Raw genomic sequence first — 17,276 nt, 5'->3', positions numbered from 1 at the left:
AAATCGGCCGGGAAGGACGCGATCCGATGATAACCGATGTCGCCTTGGGCAAGGATGTGGTGCTCTACCACCCCGACCTCATCAACCTCTATCGATGCAGCATCGGAGCTGAGTCACGCATAGGCACCTTCGTGGAGATTCAACGCGGTGCCATCATCGGCGCGCGCTGCAAAGTGTCGAGCCATTGCTTCATCTGCGAAGGCGTGGTGCTGGAAGATGGTGTCTTCCTGGGCCATGGCGTCATGTTCACCAATGACCGTTACCCCCGCGCCCTCAACAGGGATGGCAGCTTGCAATCTGCCTCTGACTGGACGCTGGAACCGACACGGGTGCGCCAGGGAGCGTCCATAGGCAGCAATGCAACCATCCTGCCGGGCGTGACCATTGGCGCATTCGCGCTGGTCGGCGCCGGTTCGGTGGTGACCCGCGATGTTCCCGATGGCGCCATCGTAGCCGGCGTGCCCGCCAGAATCGTGGGCAGCACCGCAAGGGAAATGGATCAGCAACAGAGCGCGGGGGGCATAGCATGATCGGTATCGGCGTCGTGGGCTACGGCTATTGGGGGCCAAACCTGGTTCGCAACCTCAATGACTTGCCCGAAGCAAAACTGCGCTGGGTCTGCGATCTTCAGACCGAGCGGCTGGCGGGGATGCGCCGCCGTTATCCGTCTGTCGAAATCACCGAGGACTACCAGAAGCTGCTGGATGATCCTTCGGTCGATGCGATTGCCATCGCAACGCCTGTCGCCACCCATTATGCGATGGCCATGCGCGCCCTGAAGGCGGGCAAGCATGTCTTCGTCGAAAAGCCGCTCGCCAGCAGCATCGAGGAAGCGGAGCGGCTGGTCGAGGAAGCCGCGCGGCGCGGGCTCGTTCTTGCGGTGGATCACACCTTCATCCACACCGGCTCCGTGCGCAAGATGCGCGAAATCATCCAGTCCTCTCTGGGCCAGCTCTATTACTACGACTCCGTCCGCATCAATCTTGGTCTCTTCCAGCACGACGTGAACGTCATCTGGGACCTGGCCGTGCATGACCTCTCGATCATGGATTATCTGCTTCCTGAAAAGCCAGTGGCCGTCAGCGCCACCGGCATGAGCCATGTGCCGGGGGAACCGGAAAACATAGCCTATCTGACGCTTCATTTCCCCGGCCGGATGATCGCCCATATCCATGTCAACTGGCTCGCCCCGGTCAAGGTAAGACGGACACTGGTGGGCGGCAGCGACAAGATGATCGTCTATGACGATCTCGAGCCGAGCGAGAAAATCAAGGTGTACGATAAGGGGATTACCCTGTCGGGCCTGCCAGCACGCCGGGGCGACAAGGTCCGCCAGATGCAGGTCGGCTACCGCACCGGCGACATGAACGCTCCCCAACTGGACATGACCGAGGCCCTCGCGCGCCAATTGCGCGAGTTTCTCACCTGCATCGAAGCGGGAAGCCAACCTCTTGCCGATGGTCATGCCGGGCTGCGTGTCGTTCGCGTGCTCGATGCCGCCACCAAGTCGCTGGGCCTGCAAGGTGCCGTCGTCGAACTTGAGCATGATCGGCTACCCGCATGATACCCCTCCTCGACATCCAGGCCCAATACAAGCAGATCGGCGCGGAGCTCGAAGCCAGCGTCGTCAATGTCCTGCGCTCAGGCCGCTACATCCTTGGCGAGGAAGTCGCCAAATTCGAAGAGCAATACGCCGCCTATTGCGGCACCAAACACGCGATTGCCGTCAATAGCGGCACCAGTGCCCTGCATCTGTCGCTGCTCGCAGCGGGCATCGGCCGCGGGGACGAGGTCATCACGACGCCGTTCACCTTTGTCGCCACGGTGGCCGCGATACTTTACGCTGGGGCCCGGCCAGTCCTGGTCGATATCGATCCCCTCACCATGAACATTGATCCGGCCAAGGTGGAGGCGGCAATCTCCCCCGCGACCAAGGCAATCGTTCCTGTCCATCTTTATGGGCAGATGGCCGATATGGAGCCCCTGCTCATGCTGGCCGACAGGCATGGCCTGGTCGTTATCGAGGACGCATGCCAGGCTCATGGCGCCGAGTATAACGAGCGCCGCGCCGGAAGCCTTGGTCTTGCCGGGGCGTTCAGCTTCTATCCTGGCAAGAACCTCGGAGCATGCGGAGAGGGTGGCGTATTGGTGACCAATAACGACGCCGTCGGCAAGGCCGCGCGTTGCCTGCGCGATTGGGGCCAGGAAGAGCGCTACAATCACATCGCCCAGGGCTTCAACTATCGCATGGACGCGGTTCAGGGGGCAGTGCTCGGCGTCAAGCTCCGGCATCTCGATGCCTGGACCGAACAGCGGCGCCAGCATGCCGCTCGTTATGACAGTCTGTTGGGCGGCATAGGCACGATCCAACTGCCTTACGTCGCTCCCGGGCACCGCCATGTCTATCACGTCTATGCCATTCGGACGCGGGACCGGGCACATCTGCGCGAAGCGCTCGCCGCCGAAGGAGTACAGACTGGGTTGCATTATCCGATTCCCGTGCATCTCCAGCGCGCCTATGCAGATCTCGGCTATAGGCGCGGCGACTTTCCCCTGGCCGAACGGGCCGCCCGGGAAGTGCTTTCGCTTCCAATATATCCCGAGTTGACACCCAGTCAGATCGACGCAGTGGCCAGCGCTGTTTCCAGGGATGTCCATGTCAGTTGATGAGGCACGACAGGGGCGGCGCGTCGCCGCCGTGCATGGCAAGGCGGGTATCGCCGAAGCTGGCTTTGAAGCGGGCCTCATTGTCAGCCTGCGTGAAGAGTATGGGCTAAAAGGCCTGGTAGAACTTTACGGTCGCTTCGCGCAAGGCGACGGCATGGTGGACGCGCTGATGCGCAGCGCGATCATCGCCGCCGCCGCCCGCGCCTGCGGTCCGGGATTGAAAGTCGGCAGCGGCGCAGCATTCAAGCATGTCGATACCTTCGAAATTGGCGAGGGCGTTTTCATCGGCGCACAGGCCAATATCCAGGGACGGTTTGACGGACAATGCCGCATAGGGCGCGGAAGCTGGATCGGTCCGCAGGCCTTCCTTGACGCACGTGACCTGGTAATCGGCGAGCATGTGGGCTGGGGGCCCGGTGCCAAGTTGCTTGGTTCCGCCCATGTGGCCGCCCCCATTGATCGCCCCATCATCGAAACCGACCTGCATGTCCGACCGGTTGTCGTCGGCGATTGGGCCGATATCGGCACCAATGCAGTGATTCTGCCGGGCGTGACCATCGGCAAGGGCGCCATTGTCGGTGCCGGGGCCGTTGTGACCTCGGACGTGGCGCCATTCTCGGTGGTGGCCGGCGTGCCGGCAAAGTTTCGGCACTGGCGGCGTGCCGAAGACAAGAATCCTGGCGTCAAGGAGGGGGATCATGGGTGAGCGGATACTTGTGACTGGCGGGGCCGGGTTTATCGGCTCGGAGCTCGTGTCGCAATTGGTGGGACTGGGGCGCGAAGTTGTGGTTGCGGACAATCTCGTCAACGGCCAGCGCGCCAATCTGGCCGGCATCGATAGTGCGATGTGCCAGTTGGCGGTGGTGGATATTCGGGATCAGCAGGCCATGGCGCCGCTGATGCAGGGCGTTTCAGTCGTCTACCACTTGGCCTGTCTCGGCGTCCGCAACAGCCTGCACGATCCCTTGGAAAATCACGCCGTCAACGCGACGGGCACGCTCGGGCTACTTGAGGCTGCGCGCCATGCTGGCGTCCCGCGCTTCGTCTATGTCTCGAGCTCGGAGGTCTACGGGACCGCGCGCTGGGCACCGATGACCGAAGATCACCCGACCTTCCCCATGACGGTCTATGGCGCCGGAAAGCTTGCCGGCGAATGCTATGCCCGCGCCTACCATCAGAGCCATGGCTACCCGACTATCGTCGTGCGCCCGTTTAATAGTTTTGGGCCGCGCAGCCATCATGAAGGCGACAGTGGCGAGGTCATTCCAAAGTTCATGCTGCGGGCCATGGCAGGAAAGCCCATGGTCATCTTCGGCGATGGCTCACAGACGCGCGACTTTACCTTCGTCGCCGATACGGCACGCGGTATTCTCCTTGCCGGCATGACCGATGCCGCCGTGGGCCGCACCATCAATCTCGGCCAGGGTAGCGAAGTCACTATCAACGCGCTTGCCGGCAAAATCGCCGCCGCTCTCGTCAAACCAGGCGCAGCCATTATTCACGACGATCCTAGACCGGGGGACGTCCTCAGGCTGATCGCCGACAGTTCGGTAGCAAGAGAAATCCTTGGCTTTTCGCCCGGAGTTTCGCTTGAGGACGGCCTAAACCGGCTTCACCAGTGGTATCTCAAGAGCGGTGTGTCCGCCGACCAGATGCTCACCGCTGAGCGTGTGCACAATTGGAAAGTGGAGCAGGCAAGATGAGCACGTCCCTACGCAATATTCCAATTGCCATGCCGGTCCTCGGCGAAGCTGAAGTGGAAGCTGCAGCGCGCGTCATCCGTTCGGGGTGGGTTACCCAGGGGCCGGAAGTCGCCGCGTTCGAGCAGGAATTCGCCGACAAAGTCGGCGCGCCCCATGCCTGCGCGGTTTCAAACTGCACCACCGCTTTGCATCTGGCCCTGCTGACCGTCGGGGTTGGACCCGGCGACGAAGTCATCACCGTGAGCCACAGCTTCGTTGCCACGGTCAACGCCATTCGCCATTGCGGAGCGATACCCGTCTTCGTGGACATCGAGCCCAATGTCTACAATATCGATCCCTTGCTGATCGCCAACGCCATCGGGCCGCGGACCAGGGCTATCCTCTGTGTGCACCAATTGGGCATGCCATGCGACATGGCCTCGATCATGGAGGTCGCCAAAAGTCGGAGGATACCGGTCATTGAAGATGCTGCCTGTGCCACGGGGAGCAGCATCATCTGGCAAGGGCGACCCAGTAGTGTGGGCGCGCCTATCGGCGACATCGCCTGCTTTTCCTTCCATCCACGTAAGGTCATCACAACTGGCGATGGCGGCATGCTAACCACGGCCAGCGCGGAATATGACCAGAAATTCCGTCTCTGGCGGCAACATGGCATGTCTGTGTCAGACCGGGAACGCCACAGCTCACACTCGGTGATTTTCGAGAGCTATGTTTCGGTCGGATTCAATTACCGTATGACCGATATCCAGGCCGCCATCGGTCGCGAACAACTGCGCCGGCTGGACGACATCGTCGCGAAGCGGCGCCACATCGCCGACCTCTACCGGCTCTATCTCAAGGATTTTTCAGACCTCCAATTGCCGTTTGAGCCTTCCTGGGCACGCAGTAATTGGCAGAGCTTCTGCGTGTTGTTGCCACGCAAGCTGGATCAGCGTTTTGCCATGCAACATATGCTCGACCAGGGCATCTCGACGCGCCGGGGCGTCATGAACGCGCACCGCGAGCCTGCCTATGCGGGGCCTGGAAGCGCCCGCATCGGCAGCCAGCTAAGCCGGTCGGAATACGCCCAGGATCACGCCATCATGCTACCGCTGTCGAGTCAGATGGAGGAAGAGGACGTTGCCCTGGTGGCCGAGGCACTCAAGGGCGCCATGGCCTCTGTCAGGACTGTCGAACTGGCTTGATCCCGAAGCGAAACAACCGCCTGCCCGCGCCTAGTTGCGAGAAGGCTATCGGCGTGCCGCAGCGCCAGTTCCAATATCGTCAGCGTCGGATTGGCGCTGCCGGCGGTGGGAAATACGGCCGCACTGGCAACACTGAGATTGGGCACATCGTGACACACCAGATCCGGACCGACGACGGATTCCGTGGGATCGGTGCCCATGCGCGTGCTGCCGGACGGGTGAGCATAGGCATCGGCCAAGTCAGTGAAGGCCATATCTCCATCTGTTTCGGCGACGCGCCAATCAAGTGGGAAATCTTTCTCAAGGCCGGCCCGCTTCCAATAGGACTGCAAGCGGCGCGCCACAGTGCGGAACGTTGCCTCATCAGACGCTCGTGGCCGCCAATTAACTGCCGCCATGGGCATGCCCATCGCATCGGTTTCTGACGCCAGCACGATACGATTGTCCCGGTGCGGCGCTTGCTCGATGGCAATCTGCAGGCCAAGCCGCACATCGGCCGGCATGTAAACCTGTCGCCGGAGTAATCGCCAATAGAGCGATTTTGCGACAAGTGGCAATTCCGGAGCCAGAGCAAACAATTCCCTGAGATCGACCCTGCCTCGCTGCAGCCCGCGGGCCATGGTCTTGATATGGGCAAGCTTGCTCGCGGAGAGGTCCATTGCCGCATAGGCAAACGCGCTGGGCGCACCACTTTCGCGCTGCGCGGCGGTGGTGAAATCCAGGTGCAGACTGCGCCGTGTGCCATCAACGAAGTGATAGCCGAACAGGAGATTGCCTTCGGCTTGATCGCGACGCTCTATGGTGGCGACCTCAGCCTTGAGATGGTCCTGGAAATATCGTCCCAGCACATTGCTGCGGGCAAATGCATAACCATCCGACTGCCGCTCCAGCCACAAAAGCAAGCGCGTCGTTTCAATAGTGCCGGCCGCCACGACGAAGTGGTCCGCTGTGACGAATGTAGATTTGCCTCCAAGGCTTCTCGCCTCGACCCCTCGTAAAATTCCGTTTGCCCGGTCGAGCTCGAAATTCGTCACGGTGGCGCCAAGCCAGATCTCAAGTCCGCTCAGCCGCTCGAGTTCGGAGCGCCAGATGGTTGCGAGATTGCAGCGGCGAAAGCGTATCCATTTGGCCAGCCTTCCGTCGAAATCAGGATCATCCGGCCGAAAGGCAGCATTGAGGCCGCTCACTTCGAGCGCTTCCTTGCCGAAGGGACTATGCGTCACCCCGAAAACGTCTTCGACCCGGGCCTGGTAGCGCTGCAGTTCCTCATAGGCCAAGGGCCATCCGGCAAGACCCAGATGAGGGCGCGCCGCCGTATCTTCGGCATAGATCGGAACGAGGCGCCCACCCCAGCGTGACGAAGATCCGCCCAGGCCCCGATAGCGGCCATCCATGGCGCGCGAATAGCGACCTTGAACGTCGACGATCCTGTTTAGATCATGGGTTTCCTGCTCGAAGCCGTCCTTGCCGCTTTCGAGCACAACAACGCTCCGCCCCGCCTCGGCAAGCCTCCGGGCGATGAACAATCCCGCCATGCCACCGCCGATGACGCAGAACTCGGCGGCAACACGTGTCACCTGTTCCGGAGCTGACAACAAATCCCTGATCGGCATGACGTGCCCTCGCGCGCGGTTTGCTTGCCTATCAATCGTCCGGGCCGGCACCGGCAATGAATACCCCATCCGGTCTATGGCCCAGCTGCCGCCCCTTCCGCTTCAATGCATTGGCCACGAAGCCGGCTTTCGGTGTCAGGTGACCGAACAGCCAGGTCAGGTATAGGAGGTTCAAATCGGCAAGCCACGTCACGTGCTCATCCTGGTGGAGAACCTGCCTGTGCCATTCGATCGGCGCGTCTGGCAGGAAGCGCTGGCCCTGCAGGAGGCCGGCCATGTTGTTTCGGTGATCTGCCCCAAGGGCAAGGGCTACAACGACAGCTTCGAGCTGCGCGAGGGCATACACATCTACCGCCACGACCTCGTCGAGGCCACGTCGGCCAAGGGCTACCCGGCCGAATACATCACCGCTCTTTGGCATCAACTGCGCCTGTCATTTTCAGCGCGCCGGCGCCAGCGGATCGATGTCATTCAGGCGTGCAATCCGCCGGACCTGATGTTCCTCATCGCCCTGTTCCACCGGCTGTTGTTCGGCACGCGCTTCCTCTTCGATCATCACGATCTCAGCCCCGAACTCTACTTCAGCCGCTTCGGCCGCAAGGACGTGTTCTATCGTGTGCTGGGCCTGCTCGAGAAACTGACATTCCGACTGGCCGACGCCAGCATCGCCACAAACGAGACGTTCCGCGACATCGCCATCGTGCGCGGCAACATGAAGGCCGACCGCGTATTCGTGGTCAAGAGCTATCCCGACCCCGCAAAAACCCACCGCTGCCCACCCGAACCGGCCCTTGTCGGTGACGGAAAGTGCATCGTGGGCTATGTGGGCATCATGGGGGCTCAAGACGGCGTCGAAACGCTCGTTCGCGCCATGGATCACATCATTTACGCGCAGGGCCGGACCGACATCAAAGCCGTGCTGGTCGGAGACGGGCCGGAATATGAAGGGCTGCGCGCTCTCGCCAAGACGCTCCGCCTCGGCGATGCTCTGCAATTCACCGGCTACCTGACCGGCGCGAAGATGATGCAGCACTTGTCGGCGTTTGACATCGGCGTCATCCCCGACCCCCCGAACGGCTGCAATGAAAAGCTCTCGATGAACAAGGTGTTCGAGTACATGATGCTCGGCATACCCTTCGTGCAGTTCGACCTGGCGCAGGCCCGCCGGGAAGCCGGTGAGGCGGCGCTCGTCACCATGCGTTACAGCGCGGCGGCTCTGGCCGACAACATTATCGCGCTTGCCGATGACAGTGCACGCCGTCGACTTATGGCAACAACCGCCCGCAGGATCGCCGGGCGCGACTTCCGCTGGTCCACCCAGGCCACGCGTTACCTTGCGGCGATAGATTCCATTTTTACCGCCAGCGAGGTTCGCCCGTGATCAGTGTCATCATTCCTCATCTCAACCAGCCGGAGGCTCTCGCCTCCGGGCTGGAGGCGCTCAACGCCCAACAAGGCGTATCATTGCCCTACGAGATCATCGTAGTTGACAACGGCTCGCATCAATTGCCAACGGAAATCTGCAGCAGATACGGCAAGGTGGTTCTGCTCGTTCAGCCGGTGCCCGGCCCCGGCCCCGCGAGAAACCTGGGGGCAGCATCCGCCAAGGGCGATATCCTCGCCTTCATCGATGCTGACTGCATAGCAGCACCCGGCTGGCTCGCGGCCATGGAGCAGCATTTCAACGAAGCGCCCGATGATACGCTGATCGGTGGAGACGTTCGCATTCTTCAGCGCGAGCCCGGCCGTCCGACCATGCTTGAGGCCTATGAAAGCGTCTTCGCCTTCCGCATGAAGAAATACATCGAGGAAAAGGGCTTTACCGGTGGCGGGAACCTGGCCGTGCGCAGCTGGGTATTCCGCAAGGTCGGCGACTTCCTTGGCATCAATATCGCCGAGGACACCGAGTGGGGCCTGCGGGCCAGCGCCATGGGGTACCGGGTGCGCTACGAGCCGCGCATGATCGTGCATCATCCGGCCCGGCGTAACTTCCCCGAACTTGCTGCGAAATGGGATCGGCATATCGCCCATGATCTGGGCGAGATCAGGCAATCGGTCAATTGGCGGCCTCGCTGGATACTTCGCGCACTGGCGGTACTGGTTTCCCCCCTTGCTGAAGTGCCGCGCATCGCAGCATCGGATCGCCTGCAGGGCCTCCGCGCCCGGTGCCTCGCCATGGTCGGCGTGATCCGCATCAGGCTCTATCGCGGCATCACCATGCTGACCGCGGCACTTGGCGACGTGGATGCGCGCACTGCGGCCCGCTGGAACCGGCCCTAGGAGAACGGACCGTGACAGTTCATATGCGAAACATGGAAGGAACCGGGCTCGCGGTCATCAATCTGCCGCTGAGCATCGTCATTGTCACCTATAACAGCGCCGACGTGCTCGTCGGGCTCCTCGACTCCCTGGCGCCAGCGCTCCGCAATGTGCCCAATGTGTCGATCATCGTTGTCGACAACGACTCCACCGATGACTCGACCGAGATCGCCGAGCATCATCCCGTGGGCGTCCGCGTTCTCCGAACAGGTCGAAACGGCGGCTATGCCGCTGCGATCAATGCCGCCGCCGCCACCGTTGCGCCCGATGCCGCCATCCTTGTTCTCAACCCCGATATCCGCCTTTTGCCCGGCTCCGTCAGTCGCCTTTTACAACGCGCAATCGAGCCGGATATAGGCGTCGTCGTCCCGCAGATGCGCGACCTCGACGGCACGATCGCCATGTCACTGCGCCGCGAACCATCGCTGCTTCGCATGTGGGCCCACGCGCTCCTCGGCCCCATACGCGCCGCGCGTCTGGGAACAGGCGAACTGATTGCCGACGCCGCCGCTTATCGGAGGAGCCGCGAAGTGGACTGGGCGACAGGCGCCGCCTTGCTGATCACCCCACAGGCACGGGCGCGTGTCGGCGCCTGGGATGAGAGCTTCTTTCTTTATAGCGAAGAGGTGGACTATCAGCGCCGCGTACGCACCAACGGCCTCAGGGTCGTCTATGAGCCCAGCGCATGCGTCACGCATATCGGTGGCGCCTACATGCGGAGCCCGATGCTCGCCGCCCTGATGACCCGCAATCAGATCCGCTATTTCCGCCGCCATCACGGTCGCGTTGAAACGACGCTTTTCCGATCGGCCATCATCGTTTTTGGCCTGCTACGCGCCTGGAAAAGCCGCACGCACCGTGCCGTGCTCCGCGCGGCCATCACCCCCAACAGCCAGTGATGGACAAGTCTATCCACGGGGGCGGCGGCGCGTTGACGATCATCAACTTCCACGGAATCGGCGAGCCGGCCCGTGTCCTGGAGCCTGGCGAAGGCCCCTTCTGGCTTAGCCGCGACCAGTTCTGCACCGTCCTCGATCGCATCGCGTCCCGCCCCGACCTGCACCGCTTTGCGATAACCTTTGACGACAGCAACACATCTGACCTGACCATCGCCGTTCCCGAACTGCAAAAGCGCGGGCTGACAGCCACATTCTTCATCCTGACCGGTCGGTTCGGCTCGCAAGGCTCGCTGGATGAGGCCGGTGTAAAGGAAATCACAGCCTCCGGCATGGAAATCGGCAGCCACGGCATCGACCATCTCGACCTGACGCGTCTCAATCCTCCAGAACTCGGTGAGGAGCTGAGTCAATCGAAGGCGGCGCTGGAGGACATATGCCAGACGCCTGTCGAAGCCCTGTCTATTCCTTTCGGCCATTATGATGCCCGGGTGCTGCGCGCCATACGTGCCGCTGGATATCGAACGGCCTACAACAGCGACGGGGGCGGCGCATATCAGGTCCAGTTCCTGCGCCCGCGCCGATCCTTACGGCGGGACATGACGATGCACGATTTTGACCGTATCCTGGCAGGCGAACCTGGCCTGCTGCGCCGCCTGCGCCGCGCCGTCACGAGGACAGTGAAGCAGCTGACGTGACCTTTTCCATCGCCGATTCCGGCAAGGAGAGTTCGGCATAGAGCGCATTGGCGCGGGCAATGCGCTGCTCCCAGAGGCCCGTGCGCTGCACATGCCGGTGTGCGGCCTGCCCCATTGCTATCCGCAGGGCCTTGTCCATTACCAGCCGACGCATGGCGGTGGCGACGTCCTCCGCCAGCGCCTCCGGCGTTGTGACCGGCAGCCGGATGGCACAACTGTCATGTGTGGACGCAGATGGCCCACCGCGGTCGCAGACGATGAGTGGCAGGCCGTGTCCCATCGCCTCGATCACCACACTCCCACCGGCTTCGCGGTAGCTGGGAAACACGAACATATCCGCTTCGCCGTAGAACCGTTCGACCTCGTTTCGCGGCCTACGTCCGTGAAAGGTGATGCTGGCGGTCAGTCCGAGTGTGCTCGCAAGGGCCTCGCAGGCGGCCCTCTCTGGCCCCTCGCCGACCACATCGAGCCTGAGCGAGAGGTCGGTGCACTTGGCCATCGCCCTGACGACGTCACGCACTCCCTTGCTGCGCACCAGGCGCCCCACGAAAAGCGCGCGGACCGGTCCTTTTCTTCCGATCCGGTCCATTGGGGGCGGCGGCGCGGAAGCCAGCGCGGTGTCGGCCATGACCTCGAAGCGCGAAAGGCTCAAAGCGGAGAGTTTGTCCGCCACGTAAGGCGCGATCCCGAGTACGCATGCGGCCTGCTCATATGTACGGCGAAGCAATGGGTCGTATGCGAGCCGCAAACCATCTAACTGCCGAAGCCTGACATACCAGGGGTCAGTGTCCTGGGCGCCTTTGAACGCCGATGGCGAGTCGAGCCCGCCACCGATCGGCCCGATGACCATCTTCAGCCCTAAGCCGGCAGCGGGGGAAGGGTAGCGCATCGCCACTGGAACGGGCTGGTGCACCACATCGAAATGTTCACCTCGCGCTAATGCCCTACGGATCCATCTGCGAGCCTGATAATAAAAAGCCAAATATCCTGGCGCCAGCATGCTGTTGAGCCGTTCGGCCTTCCCAAGAAAAGGGGGCTCCACCCACTCGATTACCCTCACCCCATCAAGTTGATCCGCCGCTGGTTTGCGTCCACGCTTGTGGTAAGTGAGCAAAGTCACCTCATGGTGCTCGGCAAGACCCCTTGCCCACTGATGAGCGATCCAAGCCTCGCCTATATCCGTGCCATCGCATGTCGGCGCAACCAGCAGTATGCGCATCGTTTCACACCCTTTTTTGCTGAATCGTCGGCCGCGGCCCCGGGCTGCGCGATAGCTCCAGATGACGCCGGCGCTGTCTGGTCTCATTCCCCGTGCGTGTGGCGGTCTCGGCATCGAGCATCCACATGCCGCTGCCCAAGAGAAACAAAAAAAGCACGTAGGTCGAATTCCAGAAGTGCACGCTGAATCCGGCCACAATGAATGAGGTGATGGAGATGAGATAAGCCGTCTTGTAGTCGGCCGTCTTCCTGTCATCTGTGCTGCTAAGACCAATAGAAACTAGCAACCAGACCACGGCCGTCAGCAATGAGATGAAGGCCGGCAATCCGTGCCGTATCGCCGGCACGATCCAGAACATGTCGATGCTGGGCGGCATCCAGGCGGGTCGCACCCATTCGCCAAAACCGGTCCCAAACAGTGGATGCAGGGATATCGAATCCCAGCCGTAGTTCCAGATCAGGAGCCGATAATAGGCAGTCCAAGGATCGAAGGCGAACCGCGTCAGAAGCTGAGGGACCGGCTGGTTCGAGGCGACTTCCAGTACGAGGTAGGCGAAAAATGCGATGGCCCAGAGAATGCGCCAGCGCGCCGCAATATTCCTAAAAATAAAGCTCCATGCCAGCAGTGCTATCTGCAGACCGATAGACAGCAGAGGACCGGACGACCATGACATCATGCCCGTAGCGACCACGATCAACGTCATCACCCAGCGCCTGGCAAAGGATGTGTCCCGGCCGAGAACACCGTGCGTGATTGCCACAATTCCACCGCAGAAGACACCAAACAATATTGGGTGATCGAACGGGCCCTGGACCCGCATGAAACCTAAGCGCAGTTCAGTGACCGTCGGAGCAACGGTGGGCAAGACAGTCGCGAAGAGGTCAAGCATTGCCTTATTGCCGGTCACCGTCTCCACGATGGCGAAGGGCAGCATCGCGCTCACGACCAGGAACAATACCCTTACCGACGCCCGGAAATCCGCTGCCGAGCGCACATAGCAGCGACCGACGAGATAGGATATGAACGTCTCGGCGAAGAGAACCCCACCTGACCCCACCGCATTCGCTCCGTGTACGGCGATCAGGGCGATTGAACACCACATGCAATAGAAGATGAGAAGAAGGTCGGGAACCCGGATGGGTCCCGCCTTGCCGGAACCCCAGGAAGCGAGGCAGGGAACGGCCAGGACAATCAACGCAATCCGATGCATCGAGAGATCGATCGGGCCGACCGTTACTTGCCAGGGCACCACCAGTGCGACGACGAGAAGGACAATCGGCCACGCAGGCCACCGGTTGCTCTCCCCTGCCGCCTTTTCACTTCCTGGCCGCGACCGAGCCTCCAACATTTCCCAATTCCCGACCGCTCTCGACGATTTCATGTTCATCCAGGCCCAATCTCGGTCTCAACATGTCTCAGGGCCAGGATTTAGAGTGCGGCCCTAGCGGACCATAGCTCGCTGGAGCGCACGCCCGGGATAGCTCCTTTGATCAAAGGACCGCATCCTGGGTCATGCTACTCTTCCACCTTTCCTGGTTGATCGAGCCACCATGTTGGAAATCAAACTCAACAATGCCCGATCGATGGCACGGGGGGCTCTCATGGAGCTGAAGGCAGGTGTGAACCGCTATCAGCGCCGCCAGCTTTCGGTGCCCCAACACGGTGAGGCGAAGAGCAACGAACCTGCCGTCTACTTCCTAACACCCGATTATGGTGCCCCCGCGGGCGGCATACGGGTCATCTATCGTCACGTCGATATTCTCAACGCTTTTGGTATACCGGCGGCGGTCGTGCACCAAAGGCCCGGCTTCAGGTGCGATTGGTTCGACAACAGCACACGCGTTCTCAATGTCGGACAATGTCGTCTTAAAAGGGACGACCTGCTTGTATTGCCAGAGACGGAGGGAGACCTTTTCAAGAGGCTTTCTCCTGGAACCCGACATGTCATCTTCAACCAAAACGCTCATCTTACCTGGCTGCGAGATTCAGCCTATGTGTCGCGACACATAGCTGAAAACCCATGCCTTGCCGGAATTGTGACCGTCTCGCAGCATAGCGCGGATATGCTGTCCTTTGCTTTTCCCGCCCTTGACGTCCAGCGCATTCATCTCGGCATAGACGAAACGCTCTTTTACGACGATCCGACCCCGAGAGGCCAAAAAATCGCCTACATGCCCCGCAGGGGAGGCGACGATGTCAAGCAGGTCCTGGAACTGCTGCGCAACCGCGGCGCATTGACCGATTGGACCATTGTCGCGCTGGATGGCCTCAAGCATGAAGAGGTTGCATCGCATTTGCGAACAAGCCGCGTCTTCCTGGCCTTTACCTACCAGGAGGGTTTCGGGCTTCCGGCAGCTGAAGCCATGGCGTGCGGCAACTATGTCATTGGCTATCACGGCCATGGCGGCCGTGAATTCTTCGGTGCAGGTTTCAGTGCGCCAGTGGAAGCGGGCGATGTTCTCGGCTTTGCCCGACAGGTCGAGACAGCGATCAAGTCCGACGAAGGTGGAGGCTCTTCGATACGATCGCGGGGCCGCCAGGCCGCCGCTTTCATCAAAGCACATTATGGAATGGAGAGAGAAGCTGGGGACGTGATCCGCACCTACAGTGCTTTCCTTCAAAAAAGAGAGCCGAGATTTATCGAGGCAGCCTTGTGATGGGGCCGGTGCTCGACCGCACAATCCGGGTGCGCGCTCCGCAGCCAGTGGCCGCTTCGGTCCCAATGGCAAGGATCAGCGTCGTCATTCCCTGTCATAACTATGCCCGCTACTTGCCGGCAGCCGTGGACAGCGTGCTGTCGCAGGAAGGCGTCAGCGTGGATATCATCATCGTGGATGATGCCTCAAGCGACGAAAGTGCGGATGTAGCGACCAGCTACATGCGTCGCGATAGCCGGGTTCGTCTGATCCGGCACGAACAAAATGCCGGTCCCGTGGTTACGTTTAACCATGGTCTTGAGTACGTGCAGGGCGAGTTCCTCGTTCGGCTCGACGCCGACGACCTTTTGACGCCCGGCTCGTTGCAACGCGCCGTCGCTGTGGCTCGAAGATTTCCCAGTGTCGGTCTGATCTATGGCCATCCGCTGCATTTTTCCGGACCAATGCCCCCCCGCTTTCGCGACAAGGTCGCCGCGTGGACAGTTTGGCGCGGTATTGACTGGCTGGCGGATCGATGCCGGTCGGGATTCAACGTCATAACCTCCCCCGAAGTCATGATGCGCATGTCGGTCGTTGAGCGGGTCGGCGGTCAGCAGCCGCTGGAGCATACTCATGACATGGAGATGTGGCTGAGGCTCGCCGCGTTCGCCGATGTCGCCTACATCCACGGCGCTGATCAGGCCTGGCATCGAGAGCATCCTGCAAGCCTCTCCGCCCGCAAGGTGGACAATTATCGCGACCTTGTAGAGCGACATCTGGCCTTTGAGACTCTCTTTGCGGGCATTGCCGGGAAGAATCCAGAAATTGCCCGGCTACGAGAAAGCGCCATGGAGGCTATCGCTCGCAGCGCACTGCATGCGGCTATCCATTGCTACGACCATGGCCTTGGCAGTTCGCCCGCCGTCGAGCGCTATCTTGATGTAGCGCGGCGCGTCGGGTGCCCAACTAACCTGCCGGAATGGAAAATGCTGCAACGGCGGATTATCGTAGGACCCGAACGGGCACCGCGCCATCCGGCCGTGATGATAGATCGCATAGTCCGGCGCTTCGAGAACGCCTCGAAGTGGCGGCGGTGGCATCGAGAGGGGATATTCTAGGACATGAATATTCTCGTCTATCCGCATCAGATGGTTATTGGTGGAAGCCAGATCAACGCGCTCGAACTGGCCGCCCGTATAAGGGATCGGGGACATACGGTAACGGTCGTCGCCCCCGACGGGCCGCTCGTTGAGATGGTGACGCAGTTGGGCCTGCCTTACTATCAAACGGTATCGGACAGTGACGAGGTTTCGTTGCGAACAGGCTTCCAACTCGCAGGTCTTGTCCGGCGTCTAGAGATAGACGTCATCCACGCCTATGAATGGCGCCCCGCTCTGGAAGCAAGCTATGTGCCGCATTTCCTGAGCGGAGTTCCCCTCGTCGTCACCGTTCTTTCCATGAGCGTACCCAACTTCATTCCCAAGCACCTGCCGCTGATCGTTGGGACGGCTGAACTCGGCGCGATGATGCGGAGCAAGGGGCGTCCCCGCATAGAAGTGATGGAGCCACCGGTCGATGTCGAGATGAACCGCAGCGGTGACATTGCCCGCGCCCGAAGCGTGTGGTCGTTTCAGCCAGACGAAATAGTTGTGGCGGTGATCTGCCGTATGACCAGCGACCTTCAAAAGCTCGAGGGCGTTCTTGAGGCGATGGAGGTGATCGGCGACCTCGCCCAGGACGCGCCGCTTCGCTTTCTTGTGGTGGGCGGTGGTGAGGGCATTGAGGAGGTCACGCGCCGGGCAGAAGAAGTGAATAGTCGCTTCGGACATCCCATAATCGTGGTTGCTGGACCGATGTCAGATCCGCGGGAAGCCTACGAAGCAAGCGATATCGTGTTGGGTATGGGGAGCTCAGCTCTTCGAGGCATGGTTTTCGCCAAGCCCCTGGTCGTGCAAGGGTCAAACGGCTTCTGGCGACTCCTAGATCCCGATTCCGTCGATTTATTTCTATGGCAGGGTTGGTATGGTGACGGGGGCAACGGCCCTGGGGATTTGCGCGCTATTTTGAGACGGCTCCTTTCGGACCGGTCAGAGCTTCTTGCGCTGGGTGAGTTCGGCCGTGAACTGGCCGAGCGGCGATTCAGCCTCGACCACGCTGCCGCCACGACCGCTGCGATCTTGGAACAGGCTGTATGCAACGCCAAAACTGGGTCAAATCTGTCGTCATTGGCACGGTCGGCAGCGTCCTATGGAAAGTGCCTCATCAACGACATGCGCCGGCGCGCTGGCGCCGTGGTCTGATATCGGCCAGTCACTACAAGCTCGTATAGTGGCTCCAACAC

Annotated in this window: 17 protein-coding genes; 13 read left to right on the top strand and 4 right to left on the bottom strand. The window is 61.0% G+C overall.

What is annotated here, in order from left to right:
- The first annotated feature begins 26 nt into the window (after positions 1-26).
- The 6 genes from O9Z70_RS06775 to O9Z70_RS06750 are packed head-to-tail and all read left to right on the top strand — an operon-like array spanning position 27 to position 5,554.
- Complete coding sequence (locus O9Z70_RS06775; RefSeq protein ID WP_286021709.1) at positions 27-530, top strand: acyltransferase; 504 nt, start codon at positions 27-29, stop codon at positions 528-530.
- Positions 527-1,564, top strand: coding sequence for a Gfo/Idh/MocA family protein (locus O9Z70_RS06770; protein WP_286021708.1), 1,038 nt, complete (start codon positions 527-529; stop codon positions 1,562-1,564). Before O9Z70_RS06775 ends, O9Z70_RS06770 begins: the two co-directional genes overlap by 4 nt.
- Positions 1,561-2,667 (top strand): DegT/DnrJ/EryC1/StrS family aminotransferase, encoded by a 1,107-nt coding sequence (locus tag O9Z70_RS06765; protein ID WP_286021707.1) that lies wholly within the window; start codon positions 1,561-1,563, stop codon positions 2,665-2,667. Before O9Z70_RS06770 ends, O9Z70_RS06765 begins: the two co-directional genes overlap by 4 nt.
- The gene (locus O9Z70_RS06760) at positions 2,657-3,373 is read left to right on the top strand and encodes an acyltransferase (protein ID WP_286021706.1); all 717 of its coding nucleotides are present in this window, start codon (positions 2,657-2,659) and stop codon (positions 3,371-3,373) included. Before O9Z70_RS06765 ends, O9Z70_RS06760 begins: the two co-directional genes overlap by 11 nt.
- Positions 3,366-4,370, top strand: coding sequence for an NAD-dependent epimerase/dehydratase family protein (locus O9Z70_RS06755; protein ID WP_286021705.1), 1,005 nt, complete (start codon positions 3,366-3,368; stop codon positions 4,368-4,370). The genes O9Z70_RS06760 and O9Z70_RS06755 overlap by 8 nt, the downstream gene beginning before the upstream one ends.
- A complete protein-coding gene (locus O9Z70_RS06750; protein ID WP_286021704.1) occupies positions 4,367-5,554 on the top strand; it encodes a DegT/DnrJ/EryC1/StrS family aminotransferase in 1,188 nt (395 codons plus the stop codon). The genes O9Z70_RS06755 and O9Z70_RS06750 overlap by 4 nt, the downstream gene beginning before the upstream one ends.
- Here the strand turns inward: O9Z70_RS06750 and O9Z70_RS06745 are convergent.
- Together O9Z70_RS06745 and O9Z70_RS06740 are read right to left on the bottom strand one after the other, a co-directional pair.
- The gene (locus O9Z70_RS06745; RefSeq protein ID WP_286021703.1) at positions 5,470-7,167 is read right to left on the bottom strand and encodes an FAD-dependent oxidoreductase; all 1,698 of its coding nucleotides are present in this window, start codon (positions 7,165-7,167) and stop codon (positions 5,470-5,472) included. The genes O9Z70_RS06750 and O9Z70_RS06745 overlap by 85 nt on opposite strands.
- A gap of 31 nt (positions 7,168-7,198) precedes the next feature.
- Positions 7,199-7,360 carry a hypothetical protein gene (locus O9Z70_RS06740; RefSeq protein WP_286021702.1) on the bottom strand — a complete coding sequence of 54 codons (162 nt, stop codon included), beginning with the start codon at positions 7,358-7,360 and terminating at the stop codon, positions 7,199-7,201.
- Here O9Z70_RS06740 and O9Z70_RS06735 point away from each other — a divergent pair, their 5' ends adjacent.
- The 4 genes from O9Z70_RS06735 to O9Z70_RS06720 are packed head-to-tail and all read left to right on the top strand — an operon-like array spanning position 7,361 to position 11,080.
- Positions 7,361-8,548 (top strand): glycosyltransferase family 4 protein, encoded by a 1,188-nt coding sequence (locus tag O9Z70_RS06735; protein WP_286021701.1) that lies wholly within the window; start codon positions 7,361-7,363, stop codon positions 8,546-8,548.
- Positions 8,545-9,447 carry a glycosyltransferase family 2 protein gene (locus tag O9Z70_RS06730; RefSeq protein ID WP_286021700.1) on the top strand — a complete coding sequence of 301 codons (903 nt, stop codon included), beginning with the start codon at positions 8,545-8,547 and terminating at the stop codon, positions 9,445-9,447. The genes O9Z70_RS06735 and O9Z70_RS06730 overlap by 4 nt, the downstream gene beginning before the upstream one ends.
- 23 nt (positions 9,448-9,470) lie before the next feature.
- Positions 9,471-10,385, top strand: coding sequence for a glycosyltransferase (locus O9Z70_RS06725; protein WP_286021699.1), 915 nt, complete (start codon positions 9,471-9,473; stop codon positions 10,383-10,385).
- Positions 10,385-11,080: a polysaccharide deacetylase family protein gene (locus O9Z70_RS06720; protein ID WP_286021698.1), complete on the top strand. Its 696-nt coding sequence runs from the start codon at positions 10,385-10,387 to the stop codon at positions 11,078-11,080. The genes O9Z70_RS06725 and O9Z70_RS06720 overlap by 1 nt, the downstream gene beginning before the upstream one ends.
- Here O9Z70_RS06720 and O9Z70_RS06715 read toward each other — a convergent pair.
- Positions 11,052-12,299, bottom strand: a complete 1,248-nt coding sequence (locus O9Z70_RS06715) for a glycosyltransferase family 4 protein (RefSeq protein ID WP_286021697.1) — start codon at positions 12,297-12,299, stop codon at positions 11,052-11,054. The two genes, O9Z70_RS06720 and O9Z70_RS06715, sit on opposite strands and share 29 nt — an antisense overlap.
- Positions 12,300-12,303: 4 nt before the next feature.
- Positions 12,304-13,686: an O-antigen ligase family protein gene (locus O9Z70_RS06710; RefSeq protein WP_286021696.1), complete on the bottom strand. Its 1,383-nt coding sequence runs from the start codon at positions 13,684-13,686 to the stop codon at positions 12,304-12,306.
- Between the two features lie 163 nt (positions 13,687-13,849).
- Between O9Z70_RS06710 and O9Z70_RS06705 the strand changes: the two genes are divergently transcribed.
- The 3 genes from O9Z70_RS06705 (at position 13,850) to O9Z70_RS06695 (ending at position 17,235) form a co-directional block, all read left to right on the top strand.
- A complete protein-coding gene (locus O9Z70_RS06705; RefSeq protein ID WP_286021695.1) occupies positions 13,850-14,956 on the top strand; it encodes a glycosyltransferase family 4 protein in 1,107 nt (368 codons plus the stop codon).
- A 65-nt stretch (positions 14,957-15,021) separates the two neighbouring features.
- A complete protein-coding gene (locus O9Z70_RS06700; RefSeq protein WP_286021694.1) occupies positions 15,022-16,053 on the top strand; it encodes a glycosyltransferase family 2 protein in 1,032 nt (343 codons plus the stop codon).
- Positions 16,054-16,056: 3 nt separating this feature from the next.
- Positions 16,057-17,235 carry a glycosyltransferase gene (locus O9Z70_RS06695; protein ID WP_286021693.1) on the top strand — a complete coding sequence of 393 codons (1,179 nt, stop codon included), beginning with the start codon at positions 16,057-16,059 and terminating at the stop codon, positions 17,233-17,235.
- Positions 17,236-17,276: the final 41 nt, after the last annotated feature.

This window comes from Devosia sp. YIM 151766, assembly GCF_030285925.1.
Classification (GTDB): domain Bacteria; phylum Pseudomonadota; class Alphaproteobacteria; order Rhizobiales; family Devosiaceae; genus Devosia.
The sequence above is the reverse complement of the archived record's forward strand: the minus strand, read 5'-3'. Positions and strand labels throughout refer to the sequence as shown.